Below are 15115 nucleotides of genomic sequence, written 5' to 3' on the forward strand. Positions count from 1 at the left end.
AACAGGAAAACGGCGAGACGCGTCGCCAGTGCACGCACAGGCAAGTTTCTTGCGCGTATGGAAAAGAACTGCTGCGCGCGAGGGTGATAGGAAAGCAGCAATAACCGGTTGGGAGGCCAACAACTCATGCTCCGCGCGGCGAATCTGACCCAGGAGCGCATCGTACTGGTGCTGGCGCTTGTCCTTACGGCAGGCTTCGCCATCTCGCTGCCGGGTTTCCTGACGCCAGAAAACCTGCTTGCGCTGGTGCGCAGTGTCTCGGTGCTGGGCGTGCTCGGCATCGCCATGGCGCTGGTGGTGATCGGGCGCGGCATCGACCTGTCGCTGGTCGCGGTGATGGCGGTGTCGCTGGCCTGGACGCTCAATCTGCTCGCCAACGGCATGCCGCTGGGCATCGCACTGCTGCTCGGGCTGGGCTTCTGCCTGCTGTCCGGCCTCATCACCGGTTTTCTGGTCGCCTATGTCGAAATCCCGGCGATTTTCGCAACGCTGGCGATGGGCACCTTCATCTACGGTTTCGGCCGCTATTTCCTGATCACGCTCGATGTCGTCTACCTGCCCGATGCGGCGCGGTCGATCGTGTGGATCGGCAGCGGCGCCTTCATGGGCATTCCGGTGCCGGTGCTGATCTTTGCCGGCGTCTGCCTGCTCGGCGCGCTGTTCCTGCGCTATGTCAAATCCGGCCGTTTCATCCGTGCCATCGGCGACAACCCGCTGGCGGCCAGGATCGCCGGCATCCCGGTGCGGCCTGTCATCGTCATGCAATATGCGCTGTCCGGGCTGATCGGCTTCGTTGCCGGACTGGTCACGGCCACGTCGGTCGCCAGCATGAACATTCGCGTGGCCAACTCCACCTTTGTCTACGACGTCATCCTTGTCGTGGTACTTGGCGGCATCGGCCTGTCCGGTGGCAAGGGCGGCGTCCGCAACGTCATCGTCGGCACGCTGCTGATCGGCGTGCTGATCAACGGCATGACGATCATGGACATCCAGTACACCGTGCAGAACGTGATCAAGAGCCTGATCCTGCTCGCGGCCATCGTCGCCGACACCATCATCAATCCCCGCGACGAGCAAACCGCACAGCAGGGCGACATCTGAAAATTCTTACATAAGCAAACCCAACGGGAGGACACCATGAAAGGTATCAAGGCGCTGCTGGCAGTAGTCGCAGCCATGTCGATCAGCACCATGGCCATGGCGCAGGGGATCGACGATCCCGCGCGGGCGGGGCATTACGCAGCCTTCAAGGGCAAGCGGGTCGTCTTCGTCCCGATCGCCATGGGCTTCGACCTCACCGAAGGCTGGGCCGCGGGCATCCGCAGCGCGCTTGAGCCGCTCGGCGTGAAATTCGAGATCCGCGACCCGAACTGGAACACCGACGCCGGGGCCCAGGCGATCACCTCGCTGATCGCCGAAAAGCCCGATGCCATCGTGGTGCACAATCCGGATGTGCAGTCCTACGCCCGCCTGCTCAAGCGCGCGGAAGAAGCCGGCATCTATGTGATCCAGGTCAACATGCGCTCCAGCTATTCGACCGACGGCTTCGCCGGCGCCGATTATGTCGGCATGGGCGAGCGCATCGCCAACCGCCTGATCGACAAATGCAGCCCGGCCAATGGCGGCAACGGCAAGATCGCCATCATGCAGGGCGTGCTGACCGCGGCGGCCAGCGCCTACCAGATGAAGGGCCTGGACAATGTGCTGTCCAAGCATCCCGAAATGAAGATCGTCTCCAACCAGGCCGCCGACTGGGACGCCACCAAGGCCCGCAGCATCATGGCCACCGTGCTGCAGCAGCATCCCGATCTGTGCGGCGGCGTCGGCTTCTGGGATGTGATGGATGTCGGCACCGGTGCCGCGATCCGCGAATCCGGCAAGAAGGTGCACTGGATCACCCAGGGCGGCGGCAATCAGGCAGCCTGCGACAATCTGAACAAGGACGTCTACAGCGAAGTGGTGAGCTACGACGTGCCCGCTCAGGCGCGCGACATCGCCGATATCATCCAGTCGCTGTTCCAGAACAAGCCGAAGCCGGGTGCGACAAAAACCACGCTGTTCTCGCCGCTCACCTTCATCACCAAGGACAACATGAAGCCCGGCGCCTGCTGGACGCTTGAGACCAAGAAGTAAGCACGCGTCATTCCGGGGCCGGACTGCATACCGGCCCCGGAACCTGATTCCTTTTCCGGGTCCGCAGATGTCGATCACAGATACCATTGCCTACTGGCGCTACCGGCTGGTGCCAGACCATATCGTTGGCGAAATCCTCGCCAAAAGGTGGATCGACAACGCGATTCCCTTCGCCATCCTGGTCGCGGTGCTGGTCGGTTTCGGCACCGCCGTGCCGGATTTCCTCAGCCTCGGCAGCATGACCGCGTTGACGCGGCAGCTTGGCGAATTCGGCCTTGTCGTGCTGGCCATGACCATCGTCATGCTAGCCGGCGGCATCGATCTCAGCGTCGGCTCGGTGCTGGCACTGGCTAATATCACCGCGCTGGCGATGCTGAACATCTTCGGGCTGCCGGTTGGCGTCGCATGCGTGATTACGCTCGCGGTGGGCGCGTCCGTCGGTCTGGTGAACGGCCTGCTGATCGGCTATCTGCGCCTGCGGGCGTTTCTCACCACGCTGGTGACGCTGATCATCGTGCGCTCCATCGTCGATATGCTGCTGCTGAAATTTGCCGTGCAGATTTCGGCCGGCTTCGTCGATTCCGCAGTCTGGGATTTCATCGGCGACGGCAAGGTCGCCCAGGTACCGTTCAGCTTCGCGCTGTTCCTCCTGATCGCTATCGTCGTGCATGTGGTGCTCAGCCGCACCCGGCCGGGCTGGCATCTGATGGCGGTGGGCGGGTCGCGGCGCTCGGCCCACAATGTCGGCATTCACGTGCGGCGCACCATCTGCCTGACCTATGTGGTCTCGGGCACGCTGGCGGCGCTGGCCGGCTTCCTGTTTGCTGCGCGCCTCGGTGGCGCCGGCTCGGATGTCGGCATCGGGCTGGAGATCACGGTGCTGACGGCAGCCGTGCTGGGCGGCAACAGTCTCGGCGGCGGTCGCGGTTCGGCGGCGAAAGCCGTGCTCGGCGCGATCACCGTCATGATCATCATCAATGGGCTGGTGCGCGTCGGTGCCGGCAGCGGCGCCAATTCTCTGATCCTCGGCCTCATCCTGCTGGCCGCAGTGGCGATCGATGTGCGCTGGCTGAAGAATCGCCACAAGGTACTGGCCAAGGTCTATGTCTCGCCGGCCTTCCGCAGCCTGCCGGCAGCGCCCGGCACCGAGCGCGACTCGGCCTCGCCCTATGCCCTGAACGATCGTCTGCGCGATGTGTCGCCAGTCGGCCTGAACCAGGTCGACGGGCCGGAGGATGTGATCCTCGACGAGAACGACCATATCTATGCCGGCACGCGCACCGGCGACATTGTGCGCTTCTTCGCGCCGGACTACACGCAGCAGGAGGTCTTTGCCCATGTCGGTGGCCGGCCGCTCGGCATGGCCTTTGCCCGCGACGGCGCGCTGATCTGCTGCATCGGCGGCATGGGGCTGTATCGCATCGGCATGGATCGCCAGATTAGCAAGCTGACCGATGAAACCAACCGCACGCCGTTCTCGATCATTGACGATGCGCGGCTGCGGTTGGCCGACGATCTGGATATCGCACCCGACGGCCGAATTTTCTTCAGCGAAGCCACCGTCCGCTATGAAATGCATGAATGGCCGGTCGACGGCCTGGAATCGCGCGGCAACGGGCGGATCATTTGTTACGACCCGCTTAGCAACACGACACGCACGGTGCTGCGCAACCTGAATTTCCCGAACGGCATCTGTATGACGCAGGACGGCCAGTCGTTCCTGTTCGCCGAAACCTGGAGTTGCAGCGTCAGCCGCTACCATTTCGACGGTCCCAAGGCGGGCAAGGTCGAAACCGTGATCCCGGACCTGCCCGGCCATCCCGACAATATCAACCGCGCCTCCGATGGCACCTACTGGCTGGCGCTGGTCGGCGTGCGCACGCCCAGCATGGATCTCGCGCTCAGGATGCCCGGCTTCCGCCGGCGCATGGCGCGGCGGGTGGCGCCCGATGAATGGCTGTTCCCTAATATCAATACCGGCTGCATCGTCCGCTTCGACGAGAGCGGCCGCATCCTCGATACGCTGTGGGATCTCGGCGGCGAGAACCACCCGATGATCACCTCGATGCGCGAACATCGCGGGCATCTCTATATCGGCGGCATCTTCAACAACCGCATCGGGCAACTGCCGCTGGCGGGGGCCGATCCGGACTGGACCGGTACGCGCTCCTACTGGGGGGATGAGAAATGAGCTTCTTCTTCACCCGGGCGCTCGATTCCTTCCTCGGTCGCAACGAAAGTGCGATCACCGTTCCAGCGTTGGACGGCGCGCTGCGCCCGAACCGGCGGCTTGATGACGCCGCCGGACGCATTCCGGTCCGCGCGCCGGGCGCACTGGCGGTCGGCCGCGACGGCCTGATGGTCAGTTCCGGCAGCGACCTGCTGCGGCTGCCCAGCGGGGAGGTGCTGTATCGCGCCTCCGCCGAGATCAGTTGCCTTGCACCAGTCGCCGGCGGCATTGCCATCGGCCTCGATGACGGCCGTATTGTCATTGTCGGCGGTGAGTTCGACGGCACTGAATTGCCCGCCCGCGATGGCGCACGCTGCCCCACGGCGATGGTCGCAGACGGCGATGCGCTGTATGTCTGCCACGGTTCGGCGCAGAATCCGCCATCGGCCTGGACGCGCGACCTGCTGGAGCGCAATGCCTCGGGCGCCATCTGGCAGATGGATTTGCGCGGCAGTCGACAGCATCGCATCGCAGCCGGCCTGGCATTTCCGGCCGGCCTGGCGCTTATCGCCGACGGCCTGATCGTATCCGAGAGCTGGAAACACCGGATCGTTCTGCTGGACAGGACCACCGGCGCGCTGCGGAAGGTGATCCAGTCCGATCTGCCGGGCTATCCGGGCCATATCGGCCATGGACCCAGTGCGAGTTCGGGCGACGGCTATGTCATGGCCATGTTCGCGCCGCGCAACCAGCTGGTCGAATTCATCCTGCGCGAGGACCAGTACCGGCGCCGCATGATGGCGGAGGTCGATCCGCGCTACTGGGTCGCGCCCAGCTATCGCAGCGGGCGGTCCTTCTACGAACCGCTGCAGGGCGGTGGCGTCAAGCATCTTGGCATCCTCAAACCCTGGGCGCCGACCTTGTCCTTCGGCATGGTCGTGCTGCTGGACGAAAACTGCCTGCCGGTCGACAGTTTCCAGAGCCGCGCCGACGGCACGACGCACGGCGTCACCGGTGCTGTCATCCATGACGGTGCGCTCTATGCGGCCTCGCGCGGCGACGATGTCGTCGCCCGGCTCGATTTCGGTTCGTAAAGGCAGGCCCGGTCATGGCGACGATTCTGGAACTGAAAAACGGCACCAAGGAATATCGCGGCGTTCCAGCCGTGAGGGACGTATCCTTCACACTCGAACGCGGCGAGGTGCATGCCTTGCTGGGCGAAAACGGCGCCGGCAAGTCGACGCTGACTAAGATGCTGGCCGGCGTGGTGACACCGACGGCGGGCGAAATCCTGCTGGACGGGCAGCCGATGGACCTGCGCGGTCCGTCGGATGCGCTGAAGAAGGGCATCGCCATGGTGTACCAGGAAACCAGCCTGGTGCCGTCGCTGACGGTGGCGCAGAACCTGTATCTCGGCGATGCCAAATGGTTCAACCGCCTGCGCGGCATCTACATCGCGGCGCAGCAGTTCCTGCAATCTCTGAATTTCCCGGTCGATCCCACCGCGCTGGTCTCCGGCCTGGGCGCAGGCCAGAAGCAGATGGTGGAGATCGCCCGCGCCGTGCACCACAAGGCGCGGGTGATCATTTTCGACGAACCGACCGGGACGCTGACGCCGGAGGAGAAGCATCACTTCTTCGCGCTGGTGAAACGGCTGCGCGCCCGGGATGTGTCGATCATCTTCATCTCCCATGCACTGGAAGAGGCGCTACAGATCTCCGACCGCATCACCATCCTGCGCGACGGCGAGCATGTCATCACCGACCGGACCGACAGTTTCGATCGCGACCGCATCGTGCGCGCCATGGTCGGCCGTACATTGTCGGACGAGTTGTACGGCAAGGCAGGCCGTCATCGCACACGGCCGGCCGGCCGCAAGGTGCTGAGCGTGCAGAACCTGTCGATGGGCACGATGGTGCGCAACAACACCTTCTCTGTCTTTGCCGGGCAGATCACCGGCATCTTCGGCCTGATCGGCTCGGGCCGCACCGAAACTGCCAAGGTGATCGCCGGTATTCTTAAGCGCGACTTCTTCCATGGCGGCCAGATACGCCTGGAAGATCGCCCGGTGCGCTACCGGGTGCCGCGGCCTGCGATCCGCGACGGCATCATCTATGTCACCGAAGACCGCAAGCTGGAAGGTTTCTTCGAAACCATGTCGGTGGCGGAGAATATTTATGTCGCCGCCATGGCCGGCGGGCAGAGCCGCTCGCGGCTTGTCAGCATGTCGGAGATGCAGCGGCTCGCAGAGACGTGGACCAAGGCACTGAATGTCAAGGTGATCAATTCGGATGCCCGCGTGATCGAACTGTCGGGCGGCAACCAGCAGAAGGTGGTGGTCAGCAAGGCACTGGTGCAGAAGCCGAAGCTGATCATCTTCGACGAACCGACCCGTGGCGTCGATGTCGGCGCCATCGCCGAGATCCACCAGTTGATCAACCGTCTGGCCGACGAAGGCATGGCGGTGATGGTGATTTCCTCCTATCTGCCGGAAATCCTGCATCTGTCGGACCGCATTCTGGTCTCGCGCCAGGGCCGCATCGTCGAGGAATTCACCGGCGGTCAGGCCGATGAGGAAACCATCATGTATGCGGCGGTGCACTGAACGTGAAGATGAAGACGACGCGCGCGATCACGGCCATTACCTCGATTGCGGATATCGAGGCCATTGAGAGAATGCCCTATGACGCGCTGATCCCGGCGCAGACCCTGCTCGACCTGTTTCGCGCCACGGCAGAGCTGCATCCCTCGCGGCCGGCGCTGACCATGATGGCAGCTGGCGGCTATACGGGAGAGGCCGTCACCCTGACGCATGCCGAGCTGTATCGTGCCATCATCCGCGCCGCCAATTTCTTCCACCGGATCAATAAAGGCGGCGTCGTGGCCTTCCTGACGCCGATCCTGCCCGGCATGGTCGAGGCGCTGTATGGCGCGCAGACGGCTGGCGTGGCCAGCACGATCAATTACCTGCTCAATGCGCGGGTGATTGCCGATTTGCTCACGGCGGAGGGCGCCGCAACACTGGTGATCCCGGCCGAAAAGCTGGACGCGGTCATCTGGGCCAAGGCGAAGGAGGTCATCGCGCTCACGCCCGGCCTGCGCAATATCGTGGTGCTGGGTGCGTCCGGCGCGGCGGTTCCTGACGGCCAGCTGGATTTCCACGCCGAGCAGGCGCGCTGCCGCGATGATGATCTCGATTTCGACAGCGCGGCCGGGCGGGACACGGTCTGCGCCCTGTTCCATACCGGCGGCACCACCGGCCGGCCCAAGCTGGTGCAGCTGACGCATGGCAACCAGATCCATGCTGCCTGGAGTTTCGCCCAGGTGCATGGCCTGGATGAGACAGATGCGGTGATCAACGGTTTTCCGCTGTTCCATGTCGGCGGTACCATCACGTCGGGGCTGTCGGTGCTGGCGGCGGGCGGCCATATGGTGGTGCCGTCGCCCTACGGTCTGCGCGACAAGGGCGTGATCGCCACCTACTGGAAGATCGCCGAGGCCTTCCGGTTGACGATTGTCGGCGGCGTGCCGACCTCGATTGCAGCCATCACCGAGATACCGATCGGTGATGCCGATATCTCCTCGGTTCGTATGGCGCTGACCGGCGGTGCCGTCTGTCCGAAGGCGGTCAGCGAGCGGTTCCAGTCGCGCACCGGCATCCGGCTGTATGAAACCTACGGCATGACCGAAACCGCGGCCGCCATCGCCTTCAATCCGGGCCGCGCCGTGCCGGTGCAGGGCAGCGTCGGATTCCGCGCGCCTTTCGCCCGCACGCGCATCACCAGCCTTGATCCCGCCCGGCCGGATGCACTCTGCGCGCCGCAGGAAAGCGGCCTGGTGCAGGTCAGCGGGCCGCAGGTGTTTCCGGGCTATGTCGATCCGGCGCATAACCGCAATACCCGCAGTACCGATGGCTGGCTGATCACCGGCGATGTCGGCTACCTCACCGAAGACCAGCGCCTGGTGCTGACCGGCCGCGAGAAGGATCTCATCGTCCGCAGCGGCCATAACATCAATCCCTCCGATATCGAGGATGTCGCCAATGTCTTCGCCGGTGTGCAGATCAGCGCGGCGGTCGGCATGCCTGATGCCTATGCCGGCGAGGTACCGGTGCTGTTCGTCGTCGCCTCGCCCGGGACCGCCATCGACATGGCGGCGCTGGAGCGGCATCTGGGCAGCGCCATCGCCGAGCCGCCGGCACGGCCGAAGCGGATCTTCCAGATCGAAGCGCTGCCGACCACCGCGGTGGGCAAGATCGTCAAGAACGAGCTGCGCGACCGCGCTATTGAGGAAAAGGTGCGGGCCGAGATTGCCGCCGCCTTCGAGCAGCCGGTCGAGGCGCGGATCCAGATCGGCAAAGACGACAAGCTGAACACGGTGGTGCGGGTCGAGATCGTGGCCTCGGACGACGGCCCGCTGCAGGCCTTACGGGCTGCACTGGAGCCGTTACCGCAACGCTATGACATCGCGGTTGCAGACGAGGCAAAGGAACCCGTGCTGCTGATCCGGTCGGGGCCTGTCGCCACCATCACGCTGAACCGGCCGGCCGCCATGAATGCGCTGTCGCCGGACGTCATGGATGCGCTGGACCGCGTGCTGGATGAGCTGCATGCCGATGAAACGGTCCGCGCCGTCATCCTCACCGGTGCCGGCAAGGCTTTCTGCGCCGGCGGCGATCTGCTCGGATTCGGCAAGGAGTTGAGCCTCGACCCGCAATCGCTGCTGGATACGCTGGCCTATAACCAGCGCGTGATGCTGAAGCTGCGGGCGCTGCCGATGCCGGTACTGGCCGCCGTCAACGGCGTGGCAGTGGCCGGTGGTCTGGAACTGATTCTCGCCTGCGACGTCGTCATCGCCGCCGAGACGGCGAAAATCGGCGACGGCCATGCCCGCTACGCCATCGTGCCCGCCGCAGGATCAACGGTGCAGCTGATGATCCGGATGCATGGGGCGCAAGCCATGCACATGCTGTTCAGCGCCGAGCTATTCTCAGCTCGCCAATGCATGGAGTGGGGGCTCGTCACCGACGTGGTCCCAGCTGATCAACTCCATAATAAGGTGCTCGACATCGCCCGGTGCTACAGTCAGCGGAGCCCAGCAGTGCTTCGGCATGTGAAAGCGCTCACACGCACTGTACATGACGGCATCGTTCAGTCTGGTCTACGTGCCGAGCTGCAGGCGTTCCGTACCCATTTGTCGAGCCACGACCTCGCGGAAGGTTTGCGCTCTTTCCGTGAAAAACGACGTCCACACTATTGATCCGGCAGGGTTTCCGACCGGTAGATATCCCAGGCTCTCCTAATCAGTAGATTCGCAATTTGGCTTCAGCGAGAGGTGACTAAAGCCAACCGGTCTCGGTGCCGGCAATTCCCGTCGATCCAGTGGCTGAAACGCAGCGCGGCTTCTGGCCAATCACTGGTCAGTAGCTTTTGCCACTTCGATCGAAGCCGACATATTAATTACGAGGCCAGTATGCGACTCGAGACGTTCTGAAGAGGCGCGCGCAGGCCGAAAAACGATGCGCAATGCTTTGTCTCTGCTCATTAGTGTTGTGGGTCAGGTTTGGTGAGCCTGACCGATAGGCTGCTCTTTCTAAATTTAGCTTACTCAGCATCCTTTGATGAATGACCTTGAATTAGGGTGTGATACGACGCGCGAAGATGAGTTTTCATTGCATGCTTGGCCAACTCAGCATCCCTGTTCTCGATGGCCAGAATGATATCCCTATGGTGATGCACGCTTCGCAACATATCTTCGTGCGAATACACATAAAAACCGCCATTCAATAGAGGGGCATCGAGGAGGTTCTCAGTGATCTGGACCAGCCTTGGTGATGCGGAAGCCTCCAGAAGCACTTCGTGGAATCCGTTATTCGCAACCTGAAGATCCATCAGGTAGTTGTGCGGCTTTTCGGTGATCAAGGCATGCATCTGATCGGTCAGGGCGCGCAGCCGCGCAACCTGAGCCGGAGTGGCGCGCTCGGCGGCTAATCCGGCGGCCTGTGATTCCAGCAGGATGCGCAGCATGTAGACTTCAGCAACATCGGCATGCGTCCATTGCGCGACGAATGCGCCACGGTTCTCCGCGCCGGTCAGCAAACCATCTTTGATCAGCCTCCGCAGCGCAAGCCGGACAGGCGTGCGGCTGACATCCAGTTCATCAGCAATATGGCTTTCCTTGAGCTGCTTACCTGGCGGGTAGGCGCCTGTCGTGATTTTATGCCTTAGGAAGTCATACACATTGTCCTGTATACGATTTTCCTTGCTCTGGCCATTTGTATCGCTCATCGGCTGCTCCAGCGGCGCCTTTATTATCGGTTGTGTGATCTTCAAGTCGCTTGGCAAAGAAGAAATCTGGGAATCTCTGATTGCGACCGGTCGAATCAGTGCCTCGATCTATCTCATCCTTGGCGCTTCAGAAGTGCTTTCCTACGTCATGACATTAGGCGGCATGGAAGACTGGATGCGGCATCTCGCGCTTGATGTCATATCGGACCCGACAGTTTTCCTCCTGGTGACGGCTGCTTTTGTATTGCTGGTGGGCACTTTCTTGGAGCCAGCCCCCGCCACCGTCCTGTTCGTTCCGATCTTCGTTCCGGCAGCGCAAAGCCTAGGTGTCGATCAGATACAGCTTGGCATCGTGTTCGTCTTGACACTCACTCTCGGCCTTCTGACGCCGCCGGTCGGGCTTTGCCTTTTCGTAGTGCAGAAGATCGGAAACCTGAAGATGTCGCAGTTGTTCAGGGCGCTCATCCCGTTCCTGATTGCGCAGTTTGTAACGGTCATTCTGCTCTGCCTCTTCACTCCGCTATCGACCTGGCTGCCGAACGCTCTGAAGTGACAAAAATGAGTGCGTTGCAAAATTCAGTGGCGTCGAAACGGCGAAAGCCGGGGATGGCTGGTATTAAGGGGGCTTGCGATTGCCACGTGCATCTGTTCGGCCCGATCGCGTCTTACCCTCTCGACGCTGACAGCCTTTATACGCCACCAGACGCTCTTTCATCCCAGTTGAGAGACGTCCAGTGGCAGCTGGGGATTGATCGCGTTGTCGTCGTACAGCCCAGCGCGTATGGCACAGACAATCGGCGGACGCTGTCCGGCGTAGAAGAACTCGGAATTTCCAGCACGCGGGCAGTGGTTTGTGTCGCGGATGATGTCACTGACCGCGAGTTGTCGGAGATGCACAAATGGGGCGCTCGCGGGATTCGAATGAATCTGGTGACGCACGGCATTCCAGGGGCGGAGGACGCGGCTGCCCGCCTGTTGCGGGCGATTGAATTGCTGCGCGGCAGCGATTGGCATATTCAGCTTTACAGCAAGCCGGATTTGCTGGTTGCGCTGGGTGAAATTATCGAGGGATCCGGCTTGCCCGTGGTGCTGGATCATTTCGCGGGTCTGCGATTTGGGGCACCCGACTTCGCCTCCCATCTGACTAATCTGAAGCTTCTCCTGCAAAACTCCCGAGCATACATAAAGCTTTCTGGCGTCAGCCATCTACGTAACGGCAGTTCGTTGGAACAAGTCCGGGAGCTAACATCTGATCTCATCGAGACCGCGCCGGATCGGATGATCTGGGGTACAGACTGGCCGCATATCGACGCAGCAAAAATGGGGCTCAGTAGCCGTGACCGGATTTTGCCCTATGAAATTGTTGACGACAGCGAGCTGCTTGACCTGTTCGTGCGGTCTGCCGCAGACCAAGCCGCACTAACGCGCATATTGGTCGAGAATCCATGTGACCTCTATGGCTTTGACCTGCCGCGTGGAGGCAAGTGAATGCGCGCTGATCTGCCGATTGCGATACTTGCCATGGATCCAAAGCTCACGCCGGACCTGATTCAGGGGCGACATCTCCAGAGTCTGGAGCAGCTGGTCAATGTGGCACGAATAGAGCCCGTCAAAGACTTTTCTGAGACAGGCATCGGCGCCCTGCTGAGCCGCGTTGAGATTCTCATTACAGGGTGGGGCTGTCCGGAGATTACCCCCATTGTGCTGGCAAGAATGCCGAAGCTTGGCCTGCTCGTTCATACTGGCTCATCGGTGAGGCCGGTGGCGGGTGCGGCAGTCTGGGAGCGTGGGATTCGTGTCGTCTCTGCGGCAGTCGCGAATGCGCCGCCGGTTGCTGAATACTGTCTAGCGATGATTCTGCTTGCCAACAAGGAAGTGTTCTATATCCGTGAGGCTTATCGCAGCGGTACGTGGGCTTGGCAGGTCCCTTGGCCGAGTAATGGTCTGACAGGTAACAATGGTGCAACGGTAGGAATCATTGGGGCATCTCGTATCGGGCGGAAGCTGATAGAACTGCTGAAGCCGTTCGACTTGGGTGTTCTGCTCTGCGACCCCACCATATCGGGAGAGGAGGCGGCCGGACTCGGCGTCGAGCTGGTTGGCCTCAACAGTCTGCTTGAGCGAAGCGATATTGTGACGATACAGGCGCCATCCCTGCCGTCGACATATCGCATGATCGGCGCTGAACAATTGGCGCTGATGAGGAATGGTTCAACACTCCTCAATACCGCTCGCGGCGCTCTTGTCGATCTTGCAGCACTCGAAAAGGAAGTCACCGCGGGCCGCCTGAAGGCAATCCTGGATGTGTCAGACCCGGAACCTCTGGGCCGAGAATCGCCACTGCTATCGAGCAGTAATGCCTTTGTCACGCCCCATATTGCGGGGGCGACAGGGGCGGAAACGCATCGGCTCATGGACCTAGCAATCGAGGAGATCCGACGCCACCGGAAAGGCGAGCCGCTCCGGCACGAGGTGACCCATGACATGCTTGATCGCGTCGCATGACAAATCCGGCTTGAGGAAGATCGGTGATGGAACGACCGAAAGTGCTCGTCGCTGACGAGATTCATCCAGAAGGCATCGCCCTGTTGCGTCAATCCGCCGATATTCTAGTCAACCGCTCGGATATTTCCTCTGCGGACGCCATCATTGTCCGCACCTTCAGGGTTGGCAGTGAGGTCATCCGCCAGGCAAAGAATCTCAAGGTCATCGGGAAGCATGGCGCCGGCGTTGACAATATCGACATTCCGGCTGCGACGGATGCAAAAATACCGGTTCTGAATACCCCAGGCGGCGCAAACGCGCTTGCTGTTGCCGAGGGCGCTGTTGCGTTGATCCTGGCAGCCGTGCGCTATCTGCGAACGGCCCACGACATGGTTACGGCAGGCTTGTATGCTGAGCGGAGTTCTTTGCTCGCCGGCCACCTTACCGAGAAGACTCTCGGGTTGGTGGGGTTGGGGAATATAGGCAGTCTGGTGGCCGGCATACTGCGTCGAGGGTTCTCGATGCATGTTATCGTCTTCGACCCTTATTTGAATGCGGAACAGGCCAAAGATGCGGGCGTGTCTTTGGTTGGGTCGCTGAAAGAGCTTCTGTCCGCTGCAGATGTAGTCTCTTTGCACGTGCCGCTGACCCCCGAGACCCGTGGCATGATCGGGGAACGAGAGCTGGCACTGATGAAACCTGATGCGGTGATCGTGAACACTGCGCGCGGTGGGCTCATCGATGAAGAGGCACTTGCATCTGCCTTGAAGAATGGCCGTTTGCGTGGCGCCGGTGTCGACGTGTTCGAGCAAGAACCGCCGCGGCCTGACAATCCATTATTTTCAGCGCCCAACATACTGCTGTCCCCACACTCGGCTGGGATCACCACCTATAGCATGCGTCAGATGGCCGATCAGACGGTCAAGCTGGTTCTTGGATGCCTGGCTGGACGGCGCCCAGAGACACTGCTCAACCCAGAAGTCTGGAAGTTCCGGCGTATGATGCGGTGAACGGTGGCGACAGAAGAATCTGAATCAATAAACGTAGCGAAGACTGACAACATTGGAGGATTAAGTCATGAAGCTTACCGAAGAGCAGATGGCGTCTTACCGGGAAAAAGGCTGGGTCGTGGTGCCTGGCGTTCTCTCTAAGGACGAACTTGGTGTGGTCGAGGGGGCGATCAGGAAGATTGCGGGTGATCGACAGGAGGGTCATACCGAGGTTTTTTATGGCCTGCACTTGAAGGATGAGCGCTTCAAGAGCTTGGTTCGGCACCCGGCACTGGTTGAGCCGACCCGGCAGCTGCTGGAGAACGACATTTATGTCATGAACTCCCGCGTCAACCTGAAGCATACCGGCGGCACGGTCATGAAGTGGCACCAGGATTTTGGCACTTTCCATCGGCTCGATGGCGTGCCCGAGCCGCGTGGCGTCATGTCAGCGGTATTCCTCGATGAGGTCAACGCCTGCAATGCGCCGCTGTTGGCAATTCCGGGGTCGCACCGTGAAGGGTTGGTTGAAGCCATTCAGACCGATCCCGATGGTCCGGCATCGACAGGTGGTAAATACCGTTTTGATATTCCGGCGGAGACCCTGGATCGTTTAGTTAAGAAGTACGGTCTGGAAGCAATTACCGGCCCGGCAGGCAGTATGCTGTACATGGATATGACCGTTGTTCATGGTTCGAGCATCAACATCACGCCGTTGCGCCGGATTATCGTCTACATCAATTACAATGCGATCGATAATCGCGGGAATACCTTCGCTCGACCGGAGGATTACTCCGCGCGTGACTTTAACGCCGTGCAGGCGCAGGAGCGCGATTGCCTGCTGCGCCATATGGCCGCCTGACAATACTGAGGAGCGCGGGTTCGCCCGCGCTCCTGAACCTTGTGAAAAGTTGGGAATGTGACTCGCGGGATTGGCTGAAACCGATCCGGCGCAGTGCAACTGTTTTCGCTGTGTTATTGGAGTGAATGATGCTGGCGAATGTTACGCTGGACGACAAATACACCCTCGAGCGCGGCCGGGTTTTCCTGAC

The 15115-nt window shown here is 61.3% G+C and carries 12 protein-coding genes; 11 read left to right on the forward strand and 1 reads right to left on the reverse strand.

From position 1 onward, the window contains the following. Nucleotides 1-126 precede the first annotated feature (126 nt). The 6 genes from CTR53_RS11845 (at nt 127) to CTR53_RS11870 (ending at nt 9562) form a co-directional block, all read left to right on the forward strand. Nucleotides 127-1101, forward strand: a complete 975-nt coding sequence (locus CTR53_RS11845) for an ABC transporter permease (protein WP_290813281.1) — start codon at nt 127-129, stop codon at nt 1099-1101. 36 nt (nt 1102-1137) lie between these two features. Then, the gene (locus CTR53_RS11850; RefSeq protein WP_290813283.1) at nt 1138-2133 is read left to right on the forward strand and encodes a sugar ABC transporter substrate-binding protein; all 996 of its coding nucleotides are present in this window, start codon (nt 1138-1140) and stop codon (nt 2131-2133) included. A 67-nt stretch (nt 2134-2200) separates the two neighbouring features. Continuing rightward, the gene (locus CTR53_RS11855) at nt 2201-4324 is read left to right on the forward strand and encodes an SMP-30/gluconolactonase/LRE family protein (protein ID WP_290813285.1); all 2124 of its coding nucleotides are present in this window, start codon (nt 2201-2203) and stop codon (nt 4322-4324) included. Next, nucleotides 4321-5397, forward strand: coding sequence for a hypothetical protein (locus CTR53_RS11860; protein ID WP_290813287.1), 1077 nt, complete (start codon nt 4321-4323; stop codon nt 5395-5397). The genes CTR53_RS11855 and CTR53_RS11860 overlap by 4 nt, the downstream gene beginning before the upstream one ends. A gap of 14 nt (nt 5398-5411) precedes the next feature. Continuing rightward, nucleotides 5412-6908: a sugar ABC transporter ATP-binding protein gene (locus CTR53_RS11865; protein ID WP_290813289.1), complete on the forward strand. Its 1497-nt coding sequence runs from the start codon at nt 5412-5414 to the stop codon at nt 6906-6908. Between the two features lie 8 nt (nt 6909-6916). Beyond that, complete coding sequence (locus tag CTR53_RS11870) at nt 6917-9562, forward strand: AMP-binding protein (RefSeq protein ID WP_290813292.1); 2646 nt, start codon at nt 6917-6919, stop codon at nt 9560-9562. 344 nt (nt 9563-9906) lie between these two features. Here CTR53_RS11870 and CTR53_RS11875 read toward each other — a convergent pair whose 3' ends face one another. After that, nucleotides 9907-10590 (reverse strand): GntR family transcriptional regulator, encoded by a 684-nt coding sequence (locus tag CTR53_RS11875; RefSeq protein ID WP_290813294.1) that lies wholly within the window; start codon nt 10588-10590, stop codon nt 9907-9909. Here CTR53_RS11875 and CTR53_RS11880 point away from each other — a divergent pair. The 5 genes from CTR53_RS11880 to CTR53_RS11900 all read left to right on the forward strand — a co-directional run bounded on the left by CTR53_RS11880 (nt 10565) and on the right by CTR53_RS11900 (nt 14925). Then, nucleotides 10565-11143 (forward strand): TRAP transporter large permease subunit, encoded by a 579-nt coding sequence (locus CTR53_RS11880; protein ID WP_290813296.1) that lies wholly within the window; start codon nt 10565-10567, stop codon nt 11141-11143. The genes CTR53_RS11875 and CTR53_RS11880 overlap by 26 nt on opposite strands. A gap of 53 nt (nt 11144-11196) precedes the next feature. Beyond that, complete coding sequence (locus tag CTR53_RS11885; protein WP_290813298.1) at nt 11197-12078, forward strand: amidohydrolase; 882 nt, start codon at nt 11197-11199, stop codon at nt 12076-12078. Then, nucleotides 12079-13095, forward strand: a complete 1017-nt coding sequence (locus CTR53_RS11890) for a hydroxyacid dehydrogenase (protein ID WP_290813300.1) — start codon at nt 12079-12081, stop codon at nt 13093-13095. Between the two features lie 26 nt (nt 13096-13121). After that, complete coding sequence (locus tag CTR53_RS11895) at nt 13122-14084, forward strand: hydroxyacid dehydrogenase (protein WP_290813302.1); 963 nt, start codon at nt 13122-13124, stop codon at nt 14082-14084. A 67-nt stretch (nt 14085-14151) separates the two neighbouring features. Continuing rightward, complete coding sequence (locus CTR53_RS11900) at nt 14152-14925, forward strand: phytanoyl-CoA dioxygenase family protein (RefSeq protein ID WP_290813305.1); 774 nt, start codon at nt 14152-14154, stop codon at nt 14923-14925. The last annotated feature ends 190 nt before the right edge of the window (nt 14926-15115 follow it).

It is taken from the genome of Ferrovibrio sp. (assembly GCF_002796975.1).
In the GTDB taxonomy this organism is placed as follows: Bacteria; Pseudomonadota; Alphaproteobacteria; order Ferrovibrionales; family Ferrovibrionaceae; genus Ferrovibrio.

Coding starts and splice junctions, on each gene's coding strand:
- CTR53_RS11845 (WP_290813281.1), top strand. CDS start 127: ATGCTCCGCGCGGCGAATCTGACCCAGGAGCGCATCGTACTGGTGCTG.
- CTR53_RS11850 (WP_290813283.1), top strand. CDS start 1,138: ATGAAAGGTATCAAGGCGCTGCTGGCAGTAGTCGCAGCCATGTCGATC.
- CTR53_RS11855 (WP_290813285.1), top strand. CDS start 2,201: ATGTCGATCACAGATACCATTGCCTACTGGCGCTACCGGCTGGTGCCA.
- CTR53_RS11860 (WP_290813287.1), top strand. CDS start 4,321: ATGAGCTTCTTCTTCACCCGGGCGCTCGATTCCTTCCTCGGTCGCAAC.
- CTR53_RS11865 (WP_290813289.1), top strand. CDS start 5,412: ATGGCGACGATTCTGGAACTGAAAAACGGCACCAAGGAATATCGCGGC.
- CTR53_RS11870 (WP_290813292.1), top strand. CDS start 6,917: ATGAAGACGACGCGCGCGATCACGGCCATTACCTCGATTGCGGATATC.
- CTR53_RS11875 (WP_290813294.1), bottom strand. CDS start 10,590: ATGAGCGATACAAATGGCCAGAGCAAGGAAAATCGTATACAGGACAAT.
- CTR53_RS11885 (WP_290813298.1), top strand. CDS start 11,197: ATGGCTGGTATTAAGGGGGCTTGCGATTGCCACGTGCATCTGTTCGGC.
- CTR53_RS11890 (WP_290813300.1), top strand. CDS start 12,079: ATGCGCGCTGATCTGCCGATTGCGATACTTGCCATGGATCCAAAGCTC.
- CTR53_RS11895 (WP_290813302.1), top strand. CDS start 13,122: ATGGAACGACCGAAAGTGCTCGTCGCTGACGAGATTCATCCAGAAGGC.
- CTR53_RS11900 (WP_290813305.1), top strand. CDS start 14,152: ATGAAGCTTACCGAAGAGCAGATGGCGTCTTACCGGGAAAAAGGCTGG.